General features: G+C 70.9%; 12 protein-coding genes. 7 read left to right on the top strand and 5 right to left on the bottom strand.

Annotated features, from left to right (window positions below; genetic code table 11):
- A partial coding sequence (locus tag VF794_RS05800) for a hypothetical protein (RefSeq protein ID WP_331108182.1) occupies positions 1-781 on the bottom strand: 781 nt, incomplete at its 3' end.
- Between the two features lie 29 nt (positions 782-810).
- A complete protein-coding gene (locus tag VF794_RS05795) occupies positions 811-1,503 on the bottom strand; it encodes a hypothetical protein (protein WP_331108181.1) in 693 nt (230 codons plus the stop codon).
- A 131-nt stretch (positions 1,504-1,634) separates the two neighbouring features.
- On the opposite strand from VF794_RS05795, the gene VF794_RS05790 reads away from it, so the two are divergent.
- Positions 1,635-2,615, top strand: coding sequence for an Ig-like domain-containing protein (locus tag VF794_RS05790; protein ID WP_414640876.1), 981 nt, complete (start codon positions 1,635-1,637; stop codon positions 2,613-2,615).
- A 99-nt stretch (positions 2,616-2,714) separates the two neighbouring features.
- Positions 2,715-5,771 (top strand): cyclic nucleotide-binding domain-containing protein, encoded by a 3,057-nt coding sequence (locus tag VF794_RS05785; protein WP_331108179.1) that lies wholly within the window; start codon positions 2,715-2,717, stop codon positions 5,769-5,771.
- On the opposite strand, the gene VF794_RS05780 is transcribed toward VF794_RS05785, so the two are convergent.
- The gene (locus VF794_RS05780; protein WP_331108178.1) at positions 5,686-6,939 is read right to left on the bottom strand and encodes a hypothetical protein; all 1,254 of its coding nucleotides are present in this window, start codon (positions 6,937-6,939) and stop codon (positions 5,686-5,688) included. The two genes, VF794_RS05785 and VF794_RS05780, sit on opposite strands and share 86 nt — an antisense overlap.
- A gap of 112 nt (positions 6,940-7,051) precedes the next feature.
- Here VF794_RS05780 and VF794_RS05775 point away from each other — a divergent pair, with 112 nt between their 5' ends.
- Positions 7,052-8,611: a bifunctional metallophosphatase/5'-nucleotidase gene (locus tag VF794_RS05775; RefSeq protein ID WP_331108177.1), complete on the top strand. Its 1,560-nt coding sequence runs from the start codon at positions 7,052-7,054 to the stop codon at positions 8,609-8,611.
- 75 nt (positions 8,612-8,686) lie between these two features.
- Here VF794_RS05775 and VF794_RS05770 read toward each other — a convergent pair whose 3' ends face one another.
- Positions 8,687-9,235 (bottom strand): histidine phosphatase family protein, encoded by a 549-nt coding sequence (locus VF794_RS05770; protein ID WP_331108176.1) that lies wholly within the window; start codon positions 9,233-9,235, stop codon positions 8,687-8,689.
- A 46-nt stretch (positions 9,236-9,281) separates the two neighbouring features.
- Complete coding sequence (locus VF794_RS05765) at positions 9,282-11,153, bottom strand: two-component system sensor histidine kinase NtrB (protein ID WP_331108175.1); 1,872 nt, start codon at positions 11,151-11,153, stop codon at positions 9,282-9,284.
- Positions 11,154-11,325: 172 nt separating this feature from the next.
- On the opposite strand from VF794_RS05765, the gene VF794_RS05760 reads away from it, so the two are divergent.
- The 4 genes from VF794_RS05760 to VF794_RS05745 all read left to right on the top strand — a co-directional run.
- Positions 11,326-14,712 carry a protein kinase domain-containing protein gene (locus VF794_RS05760; protein WP_331108174.1) on the top strand — a complete coding sequence of 1,129 codons (3,387 nt, stop codon included), beginning with the start codon at positions 11,326-11,328 and terminating at the stop codon, positions 14,710-14,712.
- The gene (locus tag VF794_RS05755) at positions 14,703-15,152 is read left to right on the top strand and encodes a putative toxin-antitoxin system toxin component, PIN family (RefSeq protein WP_331108173.1); all 450 of its coding nucleotides are present in this window, start codon (positions 14,703-14,705) and stop codon (positions 15,150-15,152) included. Before VF794_RS05760 ends, VF794_RS05755 begins: the two co-directional genes overlap by 10 nt.
- Positions 15,153-15,162: 10 nt before the next feature.
- Positions 15,163-16,422 carry a type IV pilus twitching motility protein PilT gene (locus VF794_RS05750; RefSeq protein ID WP_331108172.1) on the top strand — a complete coding sequence of 420 codons (1,260 nt, stop codon included), beginning with the start codon at positions 15,163-15,165 and terminating at the stop codon, positions 16,420-16,422.
- 73 nt (positions 16,423-16,495) lie between these two features.
- Positions 16,496-17,180: alpha/beta fold hydrolase (locus VF794_RS05745; RefSeq protein ID WP_331108171.1), on the top strand; the 685-nt coding region annotated here is incomplete at its 3' end.

Genomic DNA, 17,180 nt, shown 5'->3' with positions numbered 1-17,180 from the left:
CCTCGGAGATGTTGTCGTAGCGCCGCATCGTGCTCGAGCTGTCCTCGCGCTGGCTGGAGGAGACCTGGCCACCCAGATTGGAGCGACCGAGAATCCCCACGTCACCGCCCACGGCGCCCGAGTAGACCGTCACCGAGTCCTTGCGAGTCCCATGACCCACCGGGTACTCGGTCTCCACCGAGCCCAGCTTCTGCTCGACGAGCCACACCGTGGGCTTGTCCCCGTCACTGCGCACGTCCGCCACCTGGGCGCGCAGCAGCACGTAGCGACCCTTGTAGACCTCCGGCTGCGAGACCGCGGCCGTCAGCCCGAAGATGGGCACCTTGCGCGCGTGCAGCAGCGGCAGCTCGCCGTCCACGCTGCCGCCGCGCTTGGCCACCACCTGGGCGATGAGCTTCGCGGCATCCGGCCGGACCCGCAGCTCCTCGGCCCAATCGTCGCCCAGGACCGCGCCCAGCAGCGTGAAGTGGGTGCCATCCACGCAGGACTTCAGCGCCGTCCAGGCATCATCGCGCGACACGGCCAGCAGCCGGCGCGCCGCCGCCTCGCACTGTCCCGGCACCGAGTAGCGCGCGCCGTACGTCCGGGGCTCCACCGCCGGCCGCGAGGGCTTCGCCTTCACCGCCGGGGCCGGTTGCTCCCGCGCCAGGGGGGGCGTCGTCTCCCCCTCGTCCATCACGTGCGAGTGCCTGGACGAGCCGCAGCCCGCCACCGTCAGCACGCACAGCAGGGCCGCGCCCGTACGCGCGACCACCTTCGACACTTTTTGGAGGGCTGACATGGTTCCTCGCTCCATCCCACCGGTTGCCACTAGAGCGACCCCGCGGCCCGCTCGGACCGCCGAATCTGTTTCGCGGGCCGGAAGTCCCCCGACTGGGAGGACGCCGGCATCGTCAGGTCGCACGCCGCGCCGCACTGGGTCACCAGACACGCGAGCGCCGTCCCCGCCACCTCCTGCTGCGACACGCTCTCGTGGCAGCGCTCACCGGCGCTCGGGCAGCCGCGCTTCTGCGCGCACTGGCAGCACGCCGAGGCCACCGTCGCCATCATCGCGGTGTCCTGCAGCACCGAGGACAGCTGGCGGTAGCAGGTGCGCGCGGCCGGTGCGAAGCGGCCCTTCGCGTCGATGACGGGCACCGCGCCCTCCAGGCCGCACGCCTCCTCCGAGGCCGCGGCGAACTTGCGCTCGCACTGCGCCACGAGGTTCTTGTCCGCCGCGACTCCCGAGGGCGGCTTCGCGGCCTGCGTGCACAGCGCGTGTCCGACGTCCTTGAGCGTGCGGATGTTGTTGTCCGCCTGCGCTTTCACGTCGGTGGAGGTCGAGGGCGACACCTCGGCCTCGAAGACGCATTCGCGACCGGCTCGCAGGGTGTCCACCGTGCAGGCCCACGCCGTGGGCGACTCGTCCACATTCGGGGGTGCACCCAGCGCCTCCGGTGGCAGCTTCGCGCCGGCCGCGTCGGGAGTCGAACAGAGAAGGGCAAGTAGTACGGCAGTAATCATGACGCCCCCAGCGTAGGACCAACTCGCCTCACACTCAAACCGGACTCGAGGCGGCAAGCAACCAGGAGTTCACCTCATGCACGCTGGCCATCACTGACTAGCTTCCACCTGCTGTGCCGAGGGGGGGCTCCATGCTGTCTTCCATTGGAAAACGTGTCGTCACGCGACTCGTTTTCGTCTCCGTTCTCCTCTGTGCCTGCGGTTCCCCGGTCATCCTGAGAGGTCCCGCCGCACGGCCCTCCCTGGTCGAGGGTCCACTGCCAGTGAAGCTTTCCATCCAGGCCGTGGATCCCGAAGGAGGTGCGCTCACCTACCTCTGGACGCAGTTCCCCGAGTCGCCCGCGGGGAGGTTCAGCGATCCCACCTCGCCCACACCCACATGGATGGCGCCAGTGGTGAAGTCGGCGAAGAGCTTCACGCTGCGGGTCACCGTGACGGACGCCAACGGGGGCGTCACGCAGGCCGAGGTCCGGGTGGACGTCCAACCCCCACGAGAGCGGGGTAATGGCCCGCCGGTACTGGAGGGGGAGCCGGTGGCCTCGCCCACGCTGGCGAGGGCCGGGGACAGGGTGACCCTGTCGGTACGGGCGAGCGATCCGGACGGGGATGCCCTCACGTACCTCTGGCGCCAGGTGGGCCCCGCGCCCCAGGGTACCTTCGTGTCGGACCCGGACGGGGCGAGTGTCACCTGGTACTCGCCCGTGGTGGGTAGCGAGACGCCCTTCTCCTTCGAGGTGCTCGTGTCCGATGGCCGGGGCCCCCCGGTGCGCCGGACGGTGACGGTGCCAGTGCGGGTCCCCCGGTACGCCCAGGACATCCAGGTGCTGTGGGACTCGCTGTGTACCGGGTGTCACGGGCGGAGCGGCGGGTTGGACCTCTCGGCCGGCCGGAGCCACGCGGCGCTCGTCCGGGTGGGAGCGGAGACGCGGGCCTGTAACAACCTCACGCGGGTGGTTCCTGGCGACCCGGAGTCCTCCGAGCTCATCTGGAAGCTCTCCGGCACCGGCTGTGGCAGCCGGATGCCCCGCAACCAGCCCGGCTACTTCGACGCACACCCGGATGAGCTCGTGCGCATCCGCTCCTGGATTCTCGGCGGCGCGGCGAACGACTGAGGCCCGGGTCCAAGCCCGCTTGCCTGCCCCCCAGGCCTCGGAACGGACGCGAGCTTCGTCCTGGATTTTCCTGTTTTTGACAATTAGAGTGGGCTGCCCGTGGCAGCTCAAGAGTCGCAATCCTGGGGCCACCGCCTGTGGCCCGCGGCGACGTTCCAGTTCGCCCTCATCGCTGGCGTGACGCAGCTGAAGACGGCTGCCAACGCGCTCGTGTTGTCGCGCTTCGAGTCGCACGCCCTGCCCTACCTGTACCTGGTGGGCGCGCTGCTGGTGGCGGCGCTGACGGTGCTGCCGCGCAAGGAGCCCAACGCACCCACCGAGTCCCTCAGCGTCCTCACTGGCGTGGGCGGGCTGGTGGTGATGGGGCTGGCGGCGGGCCTGTCCGTGGGCCAGCGGGTGCCCGCGCTGGTGCTGTACCTCTTCGTGGACGCCTTCACCACGTTCATCTCCCTGCGCTTCTGGGGGCGGATGGCGTCGGCCTTCGACGCGCGCGAGGCGCGGCGGGCCTTCACCGCGCTCAACGGCGTGGGCATGGCGGGAGGCATGCTCGGCGGACTGTTGGTGCACACGCTGGCCGAGCGACTCGGCACCGCCTCCATCGTGGTGGGCGGGGCGCTGGCGCTCTACGCCGCCGCGGTGGCCTTCCACTTCCACCAGGAGGAGGCCCCGCGGCCCTCGCGCGCACGCCACATCACCACGGCCGTGGCGCCCTGGGAGTACCTCGCCACCAGCAGCTATGCCCGGGTGCTGGCGGGGCTGGCCGTGTCCTTCGCGCTGCTGTCGTCCTTCGTGGACTACTTCTTCCGGCTGCGCGTGGAGCGGACGCTCAGCGAGGACGGGCTGGCCGCCCTCTTCGGCTCGCTCCAGCTGTGGATCGGCCTGGTGTGCGTCATCTTCCAGCTCGTCCTGGCTGAGCGGTTGCTCAAGCGGCTGGGGTTGATGCGCTACCTGGCGCTGCTGCCGGCGGCGATGGCGCCGCTGGCGGTGGCCTCGCTGGTGACGAAGGACCTGTGGCCGGTGCACCTGCTGCGGCTGCTGGAGAACGCGGTCAACTACTCGCTGCTGCCGGTGGGCGTGCAGCTGCTGTACGCGGCGGTGCCGGACACCGAGCGCGAGGCGCTGCGCGGCGCGGTGGACGGGATTCTGCGCAAGGCCGGCACGGTGGTGGCGGGCGTGCTGCTCATCGGCGCGGGCCGCTCGGCCGATGGCCTCTCCATGGCGCTGGCGGTGCTGGCGCTGTGCGTGGTGCTCGGCGTGCTGCTGCTGCGGCTGCGGCCGGCCTACGTGGAGGCGCTCGGCGAGCAGGTGGGCGCCCACGAGGAAGACGAGGAGCTGGGCCGCGAGGACCGGAGGCTGCTGGTGGAGGCGCTCGGCGCGAGCGCGCCGGAGCGGGTGCTGCACGCGGTGGAGCTGATGGAGCAGAGCGAGCTGCCCCTGCGCCCGCACCTGTCCCTGCTGCTGCGCCACACCAACGAGCGGGTGCAAGAGCGGGGCGTGTCGCTCGCGATGGATCTGGGGGCCACCGAGACGGCACCACTGTTGGAGGAGCTCGTGTCCCAGGGGCCTCGCCGCGCGAGGGACGGCGCGGTGTGGGCGCTGGCGAAGCTGGCGCCGGGGCGCGCGGAGGTGCTGCTGCCGCCGCTGTTGCAGAGCGCGGACGTGGGGCTGCGCTGCGCGGCCGTGGGCGCGCTGCTCCACGGACAGTCTCGCGCGGCGGCGCTCGTGTCGCTGGGAGTGCTGTCGGGGCGCGGCCTCCAGGCGCCCGTGGCGGATCGCCGCGAGGTGGCCCGGCTGTTCGGGCGGGTGAAGGATCCAACCTTCATCCCCATGCTGACGCCCTTCCTGAACGATCCGGACAGCTCCGTGCGACGGGTGGCGGTGCGCTCCGTGGGCGAGGGCGGCTATGTGAAGCTCGCACCGCGGCTGCTCACCTTCCTCACCTGGCGCGAGGAGCGTCGCGAGGCGCGCGAGGCCCTGGCCGCGCTGGGTGACGAGGTGACGCCGATGCTGGAGGCGACACTCAACGATCTGTCAGCGCCGCTGGCCATGCGGCTTCAGGTGCCGCGCGTGCTGCGCCACATCGGCACGTCGGCGGCGCTGCACGCCCTGCTCTTCTCCAACGTGCGCGATGACGCCCGGCTGCACTTCCGCATCGGCGCGGAGCTGTCACGCCTGCGCGACGAGCACCCCGAGCACCCGGTGGACGAGGATCGGGTGCGAGAGGCCCTGGGGCGGCGGCGCGAGGTGTACCGCGCCCTGCTGGAGCCCTTCCTGGACCTGCGCGCGGAGCTGGGCGAGCACTCGCTGCTGACACGCGCGACGGGAGATCGGCTGGACCAGGCGTTGGAGCTGTCCTTCTTCCTGCTGGGCCTGCTGCACCCGCCCCAGGTGATGCGGCGCGTGCACCAGCACGTGGCGGGGCAGGACACGCGGCGACGCGCGTACGCGCTGGAGCTGCTGGAGACGTTGACGCACGAGGAGGACCGGGCCCTGGTGCGGGAGCAGGTGGAGGCACACCACCGCGATCTCCCGCCGGGCGCCACGGGCCAGTTGGAAGCGCACCTCGCGTGGCTGTGCCGCAGCGAGGATGTGGTGCTGCGCGCGTGTGCGCGCCACGTGGCGGGCCGGATCGGCATGGATCTGCCCCCGCCCCAAGAGGGAGACATGAGTCAGGCGACGGTGCAGAAGCTGTTCCTCCTGGAGGAGGTGCACGTCTTCTCGCAGAACGACGTGGATGACGTGGCGGCGGTGGCGGCGATCGCCCGCGAGGCACGCTTCCGCGCGGGTGAGCGCGTCTACAGCGAGGGAGACCCGGGCGACGCGCTCTACGTCATCATCGAGGGCGCGGTGGATGCCTTGAGCAGTGGCGAGCACGTGCTCCGGATGCGGGCCAAGGAGACGTTCGGCGACTTGAGCCTGCTGGACGGCGCGCCCCGCCCCAACGACATCATCGCGGTGGAGGACACGCGGGTGCTGGTCATCGACCGGCGCGACTTCCTCGACCTGCTGGCGGACCGCCCGGAGCTGCTCACGGGCTTCTTCCGCGCGGTGAGTCAGCAGCTGCGTGCCGTCATGAAGTCGTCGGAGACGCGGCAGACGGGGGAAGTGGTGGAGCTGGGGGAGCCCCCGGAGCAGAAGCGGCCCCTGGCGGGCTAGCGTCGCCCTGCCCCATGGCGGCCTCCTGCGCCAGCAGGTACAGGGCGGCCACGGGCACCAGGGGGCGCAGGAAGCACTTCACCAGCGGCAGCATCGCGAGCGCCCGCACCAGCGCGAGCCCGCTCAACACCCACGGTTGTCGCTCCACGGTGGCGGCCGGGGAGAACACCGGGCGGGTGAAGGTCGTCCACACCGAGCCGTACGGCCTCAACAGCGCGAAGCGCGAGCCGAGCCAGTTCCAACCGCGCAGGAACCAGGGCTCGCGCGCGGCCGGATCCGTCCAGGCCCGGGCGCTCTTGGCCGCGGTGAAGACCACGAACCACCAGGCGCCCCACGCGGACAGCAACACCGGGAAGAGCATGCTCCCCCCGGGCACCAGCACCCGGATGGCCCACAGCAGGGGCAGCCCGAGGGAGAAGATGAACAGGCCCCGCCAGCGGCGCTTCAGCTTCTCTCGCAGCCACGGCATGTTGAGCCGCACGCGCGGGGTGAGCGGCTCATCCTCCGGCACCAGCCCGACCCGCAGGCTCAGCTCCCGGCCAAAGGCCGTGTGGTAGTCCCGCGAGAGGGCGATGACGACCCACTGCGCCACTTGGAGGGCGGAGAAGAGCCCGGCCCAGTACACCATCCGCCTGACGCCGTGCTGCTCCTGACGCGAGGCCTGCTTCTCGGCCCGCCGCAGCTCCCGCGCCTTCAGGATCATGCGCCGGGCCTCCTCCACCTTGGCCCGCATCCTCTCCGCGCTCGCCGCGTCCCCCTGCGTGGCCCGAGTGGCCAGCACCAACGTCCTCTCGAGCTTCTCCAGCTCCCGGGCCTCCGCCTTCTCGTGCCGAGCCTCCTCCTCCTGCTCCTGGGCCTGCTCGGCGCTCTCCACGACCTCCTTGCCCGAGCCCGTGAACAGCACCGCCACCGCGAGGATGGTGAGCGCCTGGAAGCCGCACACCCGCAGGTAGCGCCTCCGGGCCTCCCGGTCCTCGAAGAGGGCTCTCCCCAGGTGGTAGGGCAGGCACAGCCCATGGACGAACTGGCCCAGGCGGTTCACTGGCAACGGAACCTTCCGTTGGTGGAAGTATGACGCGCCGTGGCGCACGTCCTCCCACACCCGCCAGAGCATCCGCTCGCGGGTGGTGTCCGGAGGGGGCCTGGCATCCTCGTGACGGCTCTGCACGAGGGAAACCTAGCACGGCCCGAGACGGCGCACGGAGGTGCCCTTTTTGGCGATCCCCCGAGGGAGGTGTGCTATTCGCGCGGACGTATCGCCAACGGAATCGGAGTCCCCAATGCGTACCCCGCTGCGTCGTGCTTCCGGTGTAGTGGCCTTCGCCCTCCTGGGCACCCTCGCCGGCTGCGACAAGAGTTCTTCCAAGGAGGAGGCCCCTCCTGCCCAGCCGGCGCCGACGCCGGCTCCCGCGCCCCCGGCTCCCAAGCCCGTCACCGTGACGCTGCTCGTCACCGGCAGCCCCGCCGGCCAGCTCCTCGCCACCACCGAGGGCGAGAAGCCCACCCTCGGCGCGGCGGAGCTGCTCGGCGCGTGGGAGGCCCAGGAGAAACACTGCGTCGGTCAGGTGAAGGCGGACGGCGCGGCATCCTGCAAGGACGCCTCGACGCTGGCGCTCACCATCGGTGACACGTGGAGCGGCCCGGCCATCTCCTCCTTCTTCTACGGTGAGTCCACCGCGACGGTGCTGGGCCGCATGGGCTTCGCCGCCTCCGCCCTGGGCAACCACGAGCTGGACTACGGACGTGAGCAGTTCCAGAAGAACCAGCAGGCCGCTGGCTTCCCCTTCCTGGCGGCCAACCTGAAGGTGAAGGATGCCTCGCTGGCCAAGGGCATGGAGCTGCCCGGCTTCAAGGTGTTCGACCGCCAGGGCCTGAAGGTGGGCGTGGTGGGCCTGACGTCGCCCAAGACGGTGTCCACGGCCATGGCCGGGCGCGCCGAGGGCCTGGAGACGGTGCCCGACGAGCAGGCGCTGACCAGCGCGGTGGCCGACGCCCAGAAGGCCGGGGCGGACACCCTCGTGGTGCTGGCGGACGCGTGCCCGAGCGACCTCCAACCGGTGATCGCCAGGCACCCCGAGTGGAAGGTGTCGCTGGTGGCCGGTGGCCGCTGCCCGCAGCCGGTGGACACCAAGGAGGGCAACACCACCTTCGTGTCGCTGGGCCGCGGCTTCGACAAGTACCTGCGCGCCGCCTACACCTTCGATGCCTCCAAGCCCGAGGGTGAGCAGGTGACGGGCGTGGAGACGAAGGTGGTGGACGTGCCGGCCGGCGCCACGCCGAACGCCGAGCTCGCCAGGCAGCTCGCCGACTACAAGGCCCAGCTGGACAAGGCCCTGGGCGAGCAGATCGGCTTCACGAAGAAGGGCCTCGACAAGGCCTCGGAGCAGCTCGGCCAGTGGGTGGCGAGCGCCATCCAGCAGCAGACCGGAGCGGACGTGGTGGTGCTCAACCGCAACGGCTTCCGCGCGAGCCTGCCGGCGGGCCCGGTGACCAAGGGCAGCGTGTACTCGGTGCTGCCGTACGAGAACTCGCTGATGGTGGTGGAGCTGAAGGGCGCCGACCTGGTGCGCCAGCTCGCCAACGAGCAGGCGGTGTTCGCGGGCTTCAAGGCGGCCGGCAAGGGCAAGTTCAAGGACGCCAAGGGCAAGCCGCTGGATCCGAAGAAGGAGTACAAGGTCGCGACGGTCGAGTACCTCTACTTCGGTGGCGACGGCTTCGAGTTCGAGAAGCTGGATCCGGAGCCGACCGAGACGGGCATGTCGTGGCAGACGCCGGTCATCGAGTGGACGCAGAAGCAGGCGACCACCGAGGCCAAGCCGCTGGAGAAGGCCGTCCGCTAGTCAGCCGTTTCACGTAGTACCCCGGGGCCCGGTGACTCGTACCGGGCCCCTCGTGTTTCAGACCGTGGCCAGTCCCTACCGTTGGCCGGCGCCGTAGCGCTGGACCCGCACGGTGGCCCCGCCCTCGGGCCGGAGCGTCACCTCGAACAGGTAGTCATAGTCGGCGTCGGTCAGCTCGGACACGGGCCGGGCCGCGCCCAGGGCCTCGATCAAGGGCAGCACCGTGTTGGAGTGCCCCACCACCACCACTGTCCGCCCCCGGTGCCGCTCGCGCAGGCGCGCGGCCAGCACGTCCGGCTGGGCAGCCTCATACACCTGGGGCTCAAGACCCCGAGCAGCCGCCAGCGGCGCGAGCGTGGTCCGGGTGCGGACGGTATCGGTGGTGTACAGGGCCGCGACCGGATGAGCACCCAGCGTCTCGCGCAGGGCCTCGGCCCGCTGCTGACCGATCCCGGTCAGCGGAGGATCCTTCAGCCCGGGGGTGGGGTCCTTCTCGGCGTGACGAACGACGAAGACCGTCGTGCGCTCGGCGGCCTCGGGCCGGGGCGTCTGGACCGAGGCACAACCGGAGAGCACCAGGAGGGCGAGCACCAGCGCGCGACATCCGAGGTTGACGTTGAACATGGGGGAGATCCTTTCCGAGCCAGGGTTGGCCAACATCCCAAGCTCCTCATCGGGGGTCGCCAGCATGCACCTGAAGCGGATGTTCCGGCTCCCGTGATGTATTGCCGGTGGGCAGCTCCAGGGTGAAGGTGGCGCCCTGGCCCCGCCCCGCGCTGACGCAGGAGAGCGCGCCCTGCATCTCCTCGGCCGCCAGCGCGCTGAGGTGCAGCCCGAAGCCGTGCCCGTCCTTCTTCGTGGTGAAGCCCTGGGCGAAGAGGCGAGCCTGGTTCTCCGGGGCAATCCCCACCCCGTTGTCCACCACGACGATGCGCAGCCGCTCCCCGGCCAGCTCCACGCGCAGGGTGAGCTGCTTGTCCTCGCGCCCACTCTCCAGCAGCGCATGGCGCGCGTTGCCCAGCAGGTTCACCAGGATCTGGAGCAGCTTGTGCCGATCCACCCACACCGGAGGCACGGGCGCGTACTCGCGCCGCACCTGGATTCCCTCCCGCTCGAAGGACAGGGCGTGCAGGCGCAGCGCGTCGTCCAGCAACTCCGGCACCGGCAGCCGCTCCACCATCTCCGTCGCGTGCGCATGCCGCTGCTGCATGCGCACCACGACCTTGATGTGCTCCACGCTCTGGCACAGCCTGCCCACCTCCGCCAGCACCGCCTCGCGCTCCTCCGTGAGCTGCCGTGCCAGCGCCTTCAGGTAGGCCGGGAACCGCAGCCCCCGGGGGTCCGTGGTGAGGAAGGCGCCCAGGTTCGCCGCGTTCTCGTCCAGCAGCTCCACCGCCCGGTTCATGCCGGACACATGCAGCCCGCGCAGCCGCTCGGTGATGACCCCCGCCGACACGTTCACGCTGTTGAGCGCATTGCCCACGTTGTGCAGGACGCCGGTGGCGATCTCCGCCATGCCCGCCTGGCGCGACACGTCCAGCAGGTTGCGGTGCATCTTGTTCAGCCGGGCCTCGGCCTCCTTGCGCGCGGTGATGTCGCGCCCGAAGAGGGTCAGCCCCACCACGCGCTCCCCCACCCCTCGCACCGGGCTGAGGGTCAGCTCCAGCGTGACGGACCGCCCCTCCGCCGAGAGCAGCAGCTCCTCCCTCACCCGCTCCCCTCCCAGCGTCCGGGCCAGGAACTCGTTCCAGCGCGTCCAGATCCCGGAAGCCGCCTCGCCCAGGATGGTCTCGCCCGGCAGGAGCTCCTTGCCGGACACGCGCCGGAAGAGCTGCCTCGCCGCCTCATTGGCCGTCACCACCCGCCCCTCCGGGTCCGCGGAGAGGATCAGGTCATCCGTGCTCTCGATGAGGCTGACCAGCTTGCCCTCGCTCTCGCGCAGCGTCCGCAGCGTCCGCTCCATCCCCGCCTGCGCCTCATCTCGCGCGGAGATGAACAGCCAGCCCACCGCCCAGGCACACAGGACGTAGAGGGCCGCGAAGACGCACAGCCCCTGGTCGGGGCCCACCAGTGAACCCCAGATGCGCAGCGGGAAGACGAGGCCCACGTTCACGCTGGCGAGCACGGAGAAGAACAGCCCCAGGCGCCACCCCAGCAGGTAGACCGACACCACGGGGACGAGCATCAGCCCGGCGTGCGTGGCCACCACGAGCGTCCCCAGGTGGAGGGTGCTGGTGATCGTCCCCGCCGTCAGCAGGGAGCACAGCACAAAGCCCAGGAGTCGGGTCGAGGACGAGCGGCGCAGCAGCACCAGTGCCCCACTGAAGCCCAACGCGCAGACCCCACCCACCGCGATGACGCCCCGGGAGCCCGGCTTCGCCAGCATCAGGAGCAGGATCAGCAGATCGCACGCGAGCAGCGCCCAGCACACCCCGACGAGCAGCCGGGCCCGGCCCAGCTCGAGCGGAGAAGCCCGACGCAGCGACTCCGAGAGAAACCCATCCAACCGTTCCACGAACCACGCACGCGGGTTCCGGCCCATCCTCAATCCCACTGTCCATCCAGGTAGTTCGGACCCGAGGTCGCGATCGGCGACTCCGCTCGTATTATCGTGGCATCGCGGCCACCGGAGGGAGCAGGCGTGAGGGCAGGCGAGCGCAGCCCGGTCCGATGGGATGGATGGCGGCCACCTGACATAGACTCGGAGTGCGTCCATGAGCCAAGCCAAGCCGATTGATGCCACCCGCTCCTCCGATGGGCAGGAGCAGCCCGGGTTCGACAGTACGGTGGATCCCACGGTGCGTGCCCCGGTCCAGCCACGTGCCGCGACTCCCCCTGGCGCGACGCTGCCCCCGGTGGATCCGGCCCGCTATGCCATCGCCGGAGAGCTGGCGCATGGAGGCATCGGTCGCATCCTCCGGGCCAGAGATCTCCAGCTCGACAGGCCGGTGGCCATCAAGGAGATGCTCGCGCCCACCCGGGACGCCGAGGCGCGCTTCGTCGCCGAGGCACTCGTCACCGCGCGCTTGCAGCACCCCTCCATCGTACCCGTGTACGAGGCGGGTCGCTGGCCCGGGGGCGAGCCCTTCTACGCGATGAAGCTGGTGTCGGGCCGCTCGCTGGCGGACGTCATCACCGAGCGCACGACGCTGAAAGAGCGGCTGGCGTTGCTGCCTCATGTGCTCGCGGTGGCCGAGGCCATCGCCTACGCGCACACCGAGCGCATCATCCACCGCGACCTCAAGCCGGCCAACGTGCTGGTGGGTGACTTCGGCGAGACGGTCGTCATCGACTGGGGACTGGCCAAGGATCTGTCGCGCGAGGGCGCGAGCGAGCCCTCCGGAACGGGCGACCCGGGCGCTGGTGCCGAGGATGGAGGCCTCACCCGGGTGGGCACAGTGATGGGGACGCCGGCGTACATGCCGCCGGAGCAGGCCGCGGGCCAGCCCGTGGACGAGCGCGCCGACGTCTACGCGCTGGGCGCCATCCTCTACCACCTGCTGGCGGGAAACCGGCCCTACGACGGAGGCACCTCGGAGCAGGTGCTCCAGAAGGTGGTGCGGGGCCCACCGCCACCGCTCACCACGCGTCAGAAATGCATCCCGTCGGACCTGCTGGCCATCGTGACCAAGGCGATGGCGCGCGAGCCCGCCCAGCGCTACGCCACCGCGCGCGAGCTGGCGGAGGACCTGCGGCGCTTCCAGACGGGGCAGATCGTCGGTGCCTACCAGTACTCCCGGGTGGAACTGCTGCGCCGCTTCGTCCGGCGCTACCGGGCCGCGGTGACGGTGACGATGGTGGCCCTGCTGCTGCTCATCGGGGTGGGCGTGGTGGGCTTCCGCCGCATCGTGGCCGAGCGAGACCTCGCCCAGGCCGCGCGCCAACAGGCGCAGTCCCGGGCCGACGAACTCCTCCTGCTCCAGGCCCGTGAGGCAGTGGAGCGGGATCCGAACGAGGCCCTCGGCTGGTTGCAGCAGCTCTCGTCCGGCTTCACCCGCTGGTCGGCGGTGCGGATGATCGCCGCGGACGCCCGGGCCCATGGCTTCGCCACCGTGCTGCGCGGTCACTCGCAGGCCATCAACGATCTGATGTTCACGCGCGATGGCAAGCACCTGCTCTCCAGCGGCGATGACCACACCCTGCGCGTCTGGGACCTGAAGCGGGGCGAGAGCCGAGCCCTCACCGGGCACGCCGACGAGGTCTGGGGGGTGCGGCTCCTGCCCGATGGCCGGCGCGTCCTGTCCAGCAGCAAGGACGGCTCCCTCCGCCTCTGGGATCTGGAGACCGGAGAGGGTCGCGACTTCGCGAAGCTGCCGGGTCCGGTGTCGGCGCTCACCCTCGCGTGCGAAGGCCAGTGCCTCGTGGCCGGCAGCCGGACGGATGAGCTGCTCCACGTGTGGAACCTGGGCACCGGCGAGTCTCGCACGCTGCACCTGGGCTCCCGGGGGGTCGAGGACGCGATGCTCTCCCCAGAGGGCAAGCGCGTCTTCCTGCGCGGCTACCAGGGCGCCCACTCGGTGCTCGTGGACCTGGAGCACGACACCACGCGGATCCTTCCGAGGGAGACGGGCATCGTCTGGGCGAACACGTTCTCCCCCACCGGCGAGCTCTACACGGGCAGCAGCATGGGGCAGCTCTACGTCTGGGATCCCCGGAGCGGGAAGGGACGGCTCCTGGAGGAGGGAACGCAGCCCATCATGATGCTCGCCATGGTGCCGGGGGGCGGGCAGCTGGTGATCGGTCAGATGGATGGGACCGTGCGGCTCTGGGAGGTGGCCACCGGAACGTCGAAGGTGCTGGGCAGCCACGAGGGGCAGATCACCGATCTGCGGGTCTCCCCGGATGGCCGGTACGTCGCCTCCGGCAGCGCCGACCGCACCGCGCGGCTGTGGGATCTGTCCACGGGCAAGGTCCGCGTGCTGCGCGGCGCCGGAGAGAAGGTCCACCCCATCACCTTCTCACCGGATGGCCAGCGGTTGGCCGTGGGCAGCGCCGACGGAGGGTTGCGCCTGTTCCCCGTGCGGATGGAGAACCACCGCGTCCTCTCGACGCCCCGGATGACCCAGGTCTCCCTGGTGCGCTCACCCGATGGCCGGCGGCTGGCCACCGTGTCCTCGGCGGGACTGCTCCGCCTGATGGACATGACCGCGGACGAGACCCCGCTGCTGGAAGTCAACGGCTTCGCGAGGAGCCCGGTGGACTTCACCCCGGACGGCCGGTGGCTCGTCTCTGGCGCGCCCGATGGCCGGGTCCACCTCTGGGAGGCCACCACCGGGCGCGCGGAGAAGGTGCTCGCGGGCCACGCCCAGCCCGTTTTCGTGCTCGCCTCCTCGGGCGATGGCCGGTGGCTCGCCACGGCGGACGAAGGCGGAGAGGTGCGCTTGTGGGAGCTGGCCTCCGGTCAGGGGCGCGTGCTCGGCCACCATGACCGGCGGGTGTTCCAGCTCGCCTTCTCCCCGGACAGCGGGCGCCTCGCCTCCGCGAGCGCGGATGGTACGACGCGGCTCTGGAGCGTGGGCTCGGGAGCAGCCCAGGTGCTGCGGGGCCACGAGGATGAGGTCCGCGGCCTGGCCTTCTCGCCGGACGGAAGACGCCTCGTCACCGGTGGCATGGATCACACCCTGCGCTTCTGGGACCTGGAGACCGGCCAGGGCCAGCGCGTGGACGTGAGCGGAACGGGTGTGACGGAGGTCCTCTTCACCCCGGATGGGAAGTACGTGGCCAGCCGGGGCATGAAGGACACCCGTGTGATGCTCTGGGACGGACGGACGGGCCAGGCGCGAGGCTCGCTCCGAGGGCATCAGGGGCAGATCCTCGACATCGCCCTGTCGCCCGATGGGACGCGGCTGGCCTCGACGAGCACCGACCAGACGGTGCGCCTGTGGGACCTGGAGAGCGGCGAGGGCCGGGTGCTGCGAGGCCACACCGGGCACGTGGGGGTGGTGACCTTCTTCCCGGATGGCCGCTCCCTCGTTTCCACCGACCAGTACGGCAGCCTCCGGCTCTGGCCGGACGACCTCCCCATGGAGTCGGACGCACTGCGCGCCTGGATGAAGGACGTGACGGGCGGCGAGGCGGCCTCGGGCGTCGTGTGGCACTGAGCCCGCCCCTGCCGCTGGTCCTCGACACCAACGTGGTCCTGGACCTGCTGGTGTTCGACGACCCCTTCGTGCGCCCCCTCGCCGAGGCCCTGGCCGCGGGAGACGTCACCGCGTGGGCCGGCGAGGACACCTTGAAGGAGCTGGAGCTCGTCCTCGCCTACCCCACCTTCGCGCTGGACGAGGCGGCCCGGCGGACGCTCTTCGCCCGCTACCGGAGCCTCGTGCACCTGGTCCCCGAGACTCCCGGCCCACCGCTTCCCACCCTGCCCCGCTGCAGGGATCGGGACGACCAGAAGTTCCTCGAACTCGCGGCCCGTGCCGGTGCCGCCTGGCTGGTGAGCAAGGACAAGCGCCTGCTCTCCATGTCAGGCTGGCATGGCCTGCCCTTCGACATTCTCAGCTCCCGGCGCGCGGCGGAGCGGCTGCGTCAGAAAGGATAGCGGGGACGACATGCGGCTCGAATCCATCATCCGGCTGGCCCGAGAGCAGGGCGCGAGCGACATCCATCTGGAGGGCGGAATGCCCATGGCGCTGCGGATACGGGGGGATCTGCGGCTCTCTGGCGAGCCCGTCCCCGCCCCGGCGCTCACCACGATGGCCCAGGAGGTCATCGGAGAAGCCGGCTGGCCCGAGTTCGTCCAGCGCTGCTCTTACGATGGCTCCTTCACCCTCGCGGGGCAGCGGTGCCGCATCAACATCCTGCGCAGCGCACGCGGCGTGGGCTTCGCCATCCGCCTGCTGGCGTCCTTCCAGGCCACGCTCAAGAAGCTGAACCTGCACCCGGATCTGCGGCGCTTCATCGAGCCCTCGCACGGGCTCGTGCTGGTGAGCGGCCCCACCGGCTCCGGCAAGACGTCCACGCTCGCGGCGCTGCTCCAGGAGATCAACTTGAGCGAGGCCCGCCACATCATCACCGTGGAGAGCCCCATCGAGTACGCGCTGGCGCCGCGCCAGTCCTTCATCCGCCAGCGCGAGGTGGGCCGCGACACGCCCTCGTTCGCCCAGGCCCTCGTGGATGCGCTCCGCGAGGATCCGGACGTGCTCATGGTGGGCGAGATGCGCGAGCCGGAGGTGATGCGATTGACGCTGAACGCCGCGGAGACGGGGCACCTCGTGCTCGCCACCGTGCACTCCTCCAGCGCCCCCGAGGCGCTCCAGCGCGTGGTGGCCTCCTTCCCGCCGGAGATTCAGGGCTCAGTGTGCGCGCAGCTCGCGGACTGCCTCGTCGGGGTGGTGAGCCAGCGCCTGCGCTACCGGCCCGACCTTGGCATCCGCGTCCCCGAGTGCGAACTCCTCGCCGGCAGCACCCCGGTGAAGAGCCTCGTGCGCCAGGGGCTCTTCTTCAAGCTCGGCTCCGCCATCGAGACGGGGGCCGCCGATGGCAGCTGGTCCTTCGCGCGCTATGGGGAGTGGCTGAACCGGAAGAGCGACTGGCACCTGCCCTCGACCACCGAGGAGGCGCCGGCCACGCTCCCGCCCGCCGCCCTCACCCCGGAGCCGCCAGCGGCCTCGCCGGAGCCGTACGCCCCACCGTCCGCACGGGTGAAACCGGCCGCGCCCCCTCCGCCTCCGCGCACTCGCGCCCCTCCCCCACCAATGACGCCCGCGCCTCCTCCCACCGAGGAGGGAGTCTTCGTGCTCCAGGAGGATGATGATCCGGAGGCCATCCTGCGCGAGCTGGAGCGAAGGGGCGGCAAGCCGAAGAAGTGAGCCGGGTCTTGCCACGCGGGGGCCGGGCAAGGCATGACATGCCGCATCACGTTTCAACCCTTGGGGGGGACACATGAATACGCTTCGCAATGAGCTGAAGGGGCGGACCCTTCGCGCCAACGGGCTGAAGTTCTCCGCGATGGAGATGGGAGAGGGGCCGGAGGTCGTCTTCTGCCTGCACGGCTTCCCGGATCATGCCCGCTCCTTCCGCGAGCAGATGCCCGCGCTGGCCGAGGCCGGCTACCGGGTCATCGTCCCGACGCTGCGTGGCTACGAGCCCTCGTCGCAGCCTCGGGAGGGCGGCTACTTCATCGCCCACCTCGCGGAGGATCTGCTGGGATGGATGGATGATCTGGGCGTGCGCAAGGCGCACCTCATCGGCCACGACTGGGGCGCGATCATCGGCTACGCCGTCTCGGGGCTGGCGCCGGAGCGCTTCCACTCGTTCTCCGCGCTGGCGGTGCCCTACACCGGTGACGCGCTGGCGAGCCTGGCCAAGGATCCGGGCCAGCTGCGCAACTCCTGGTACACGTTCTTCTTCCAGCTGCGCGGGGTGGCGGACGTCGCCGTGCGGTGGGACGACTTCCAGTTCATCGAGAAGCTCTGGCGCGACTGGTCCCCGGGGTGGCGGTGGCCCGTGGAGGAGATGGACGCGCTCAAGCGCACGTTCCGTCAGCCCGGCGTGGCGCGCGCGGCGCTCGGCTACTACCGCGACTTCTACCGGTTCTGGAGCCCCAACAACTGGCGGACCCAGAAGC

It is taken from the genome of Archangium sp. (assembly GCF_036389735.1).
Taxonomy (GTDB): domain Bacteria; phylum Myxococcota; class Myxococcia; order Myxococcales; family Myxococcaceae; genus Archangium.
The sequence above is the reverse complement of the archived record's forward strand: the minus strand, read 5'-3'. Positions and strand labels throughout refer to the sequence as shown.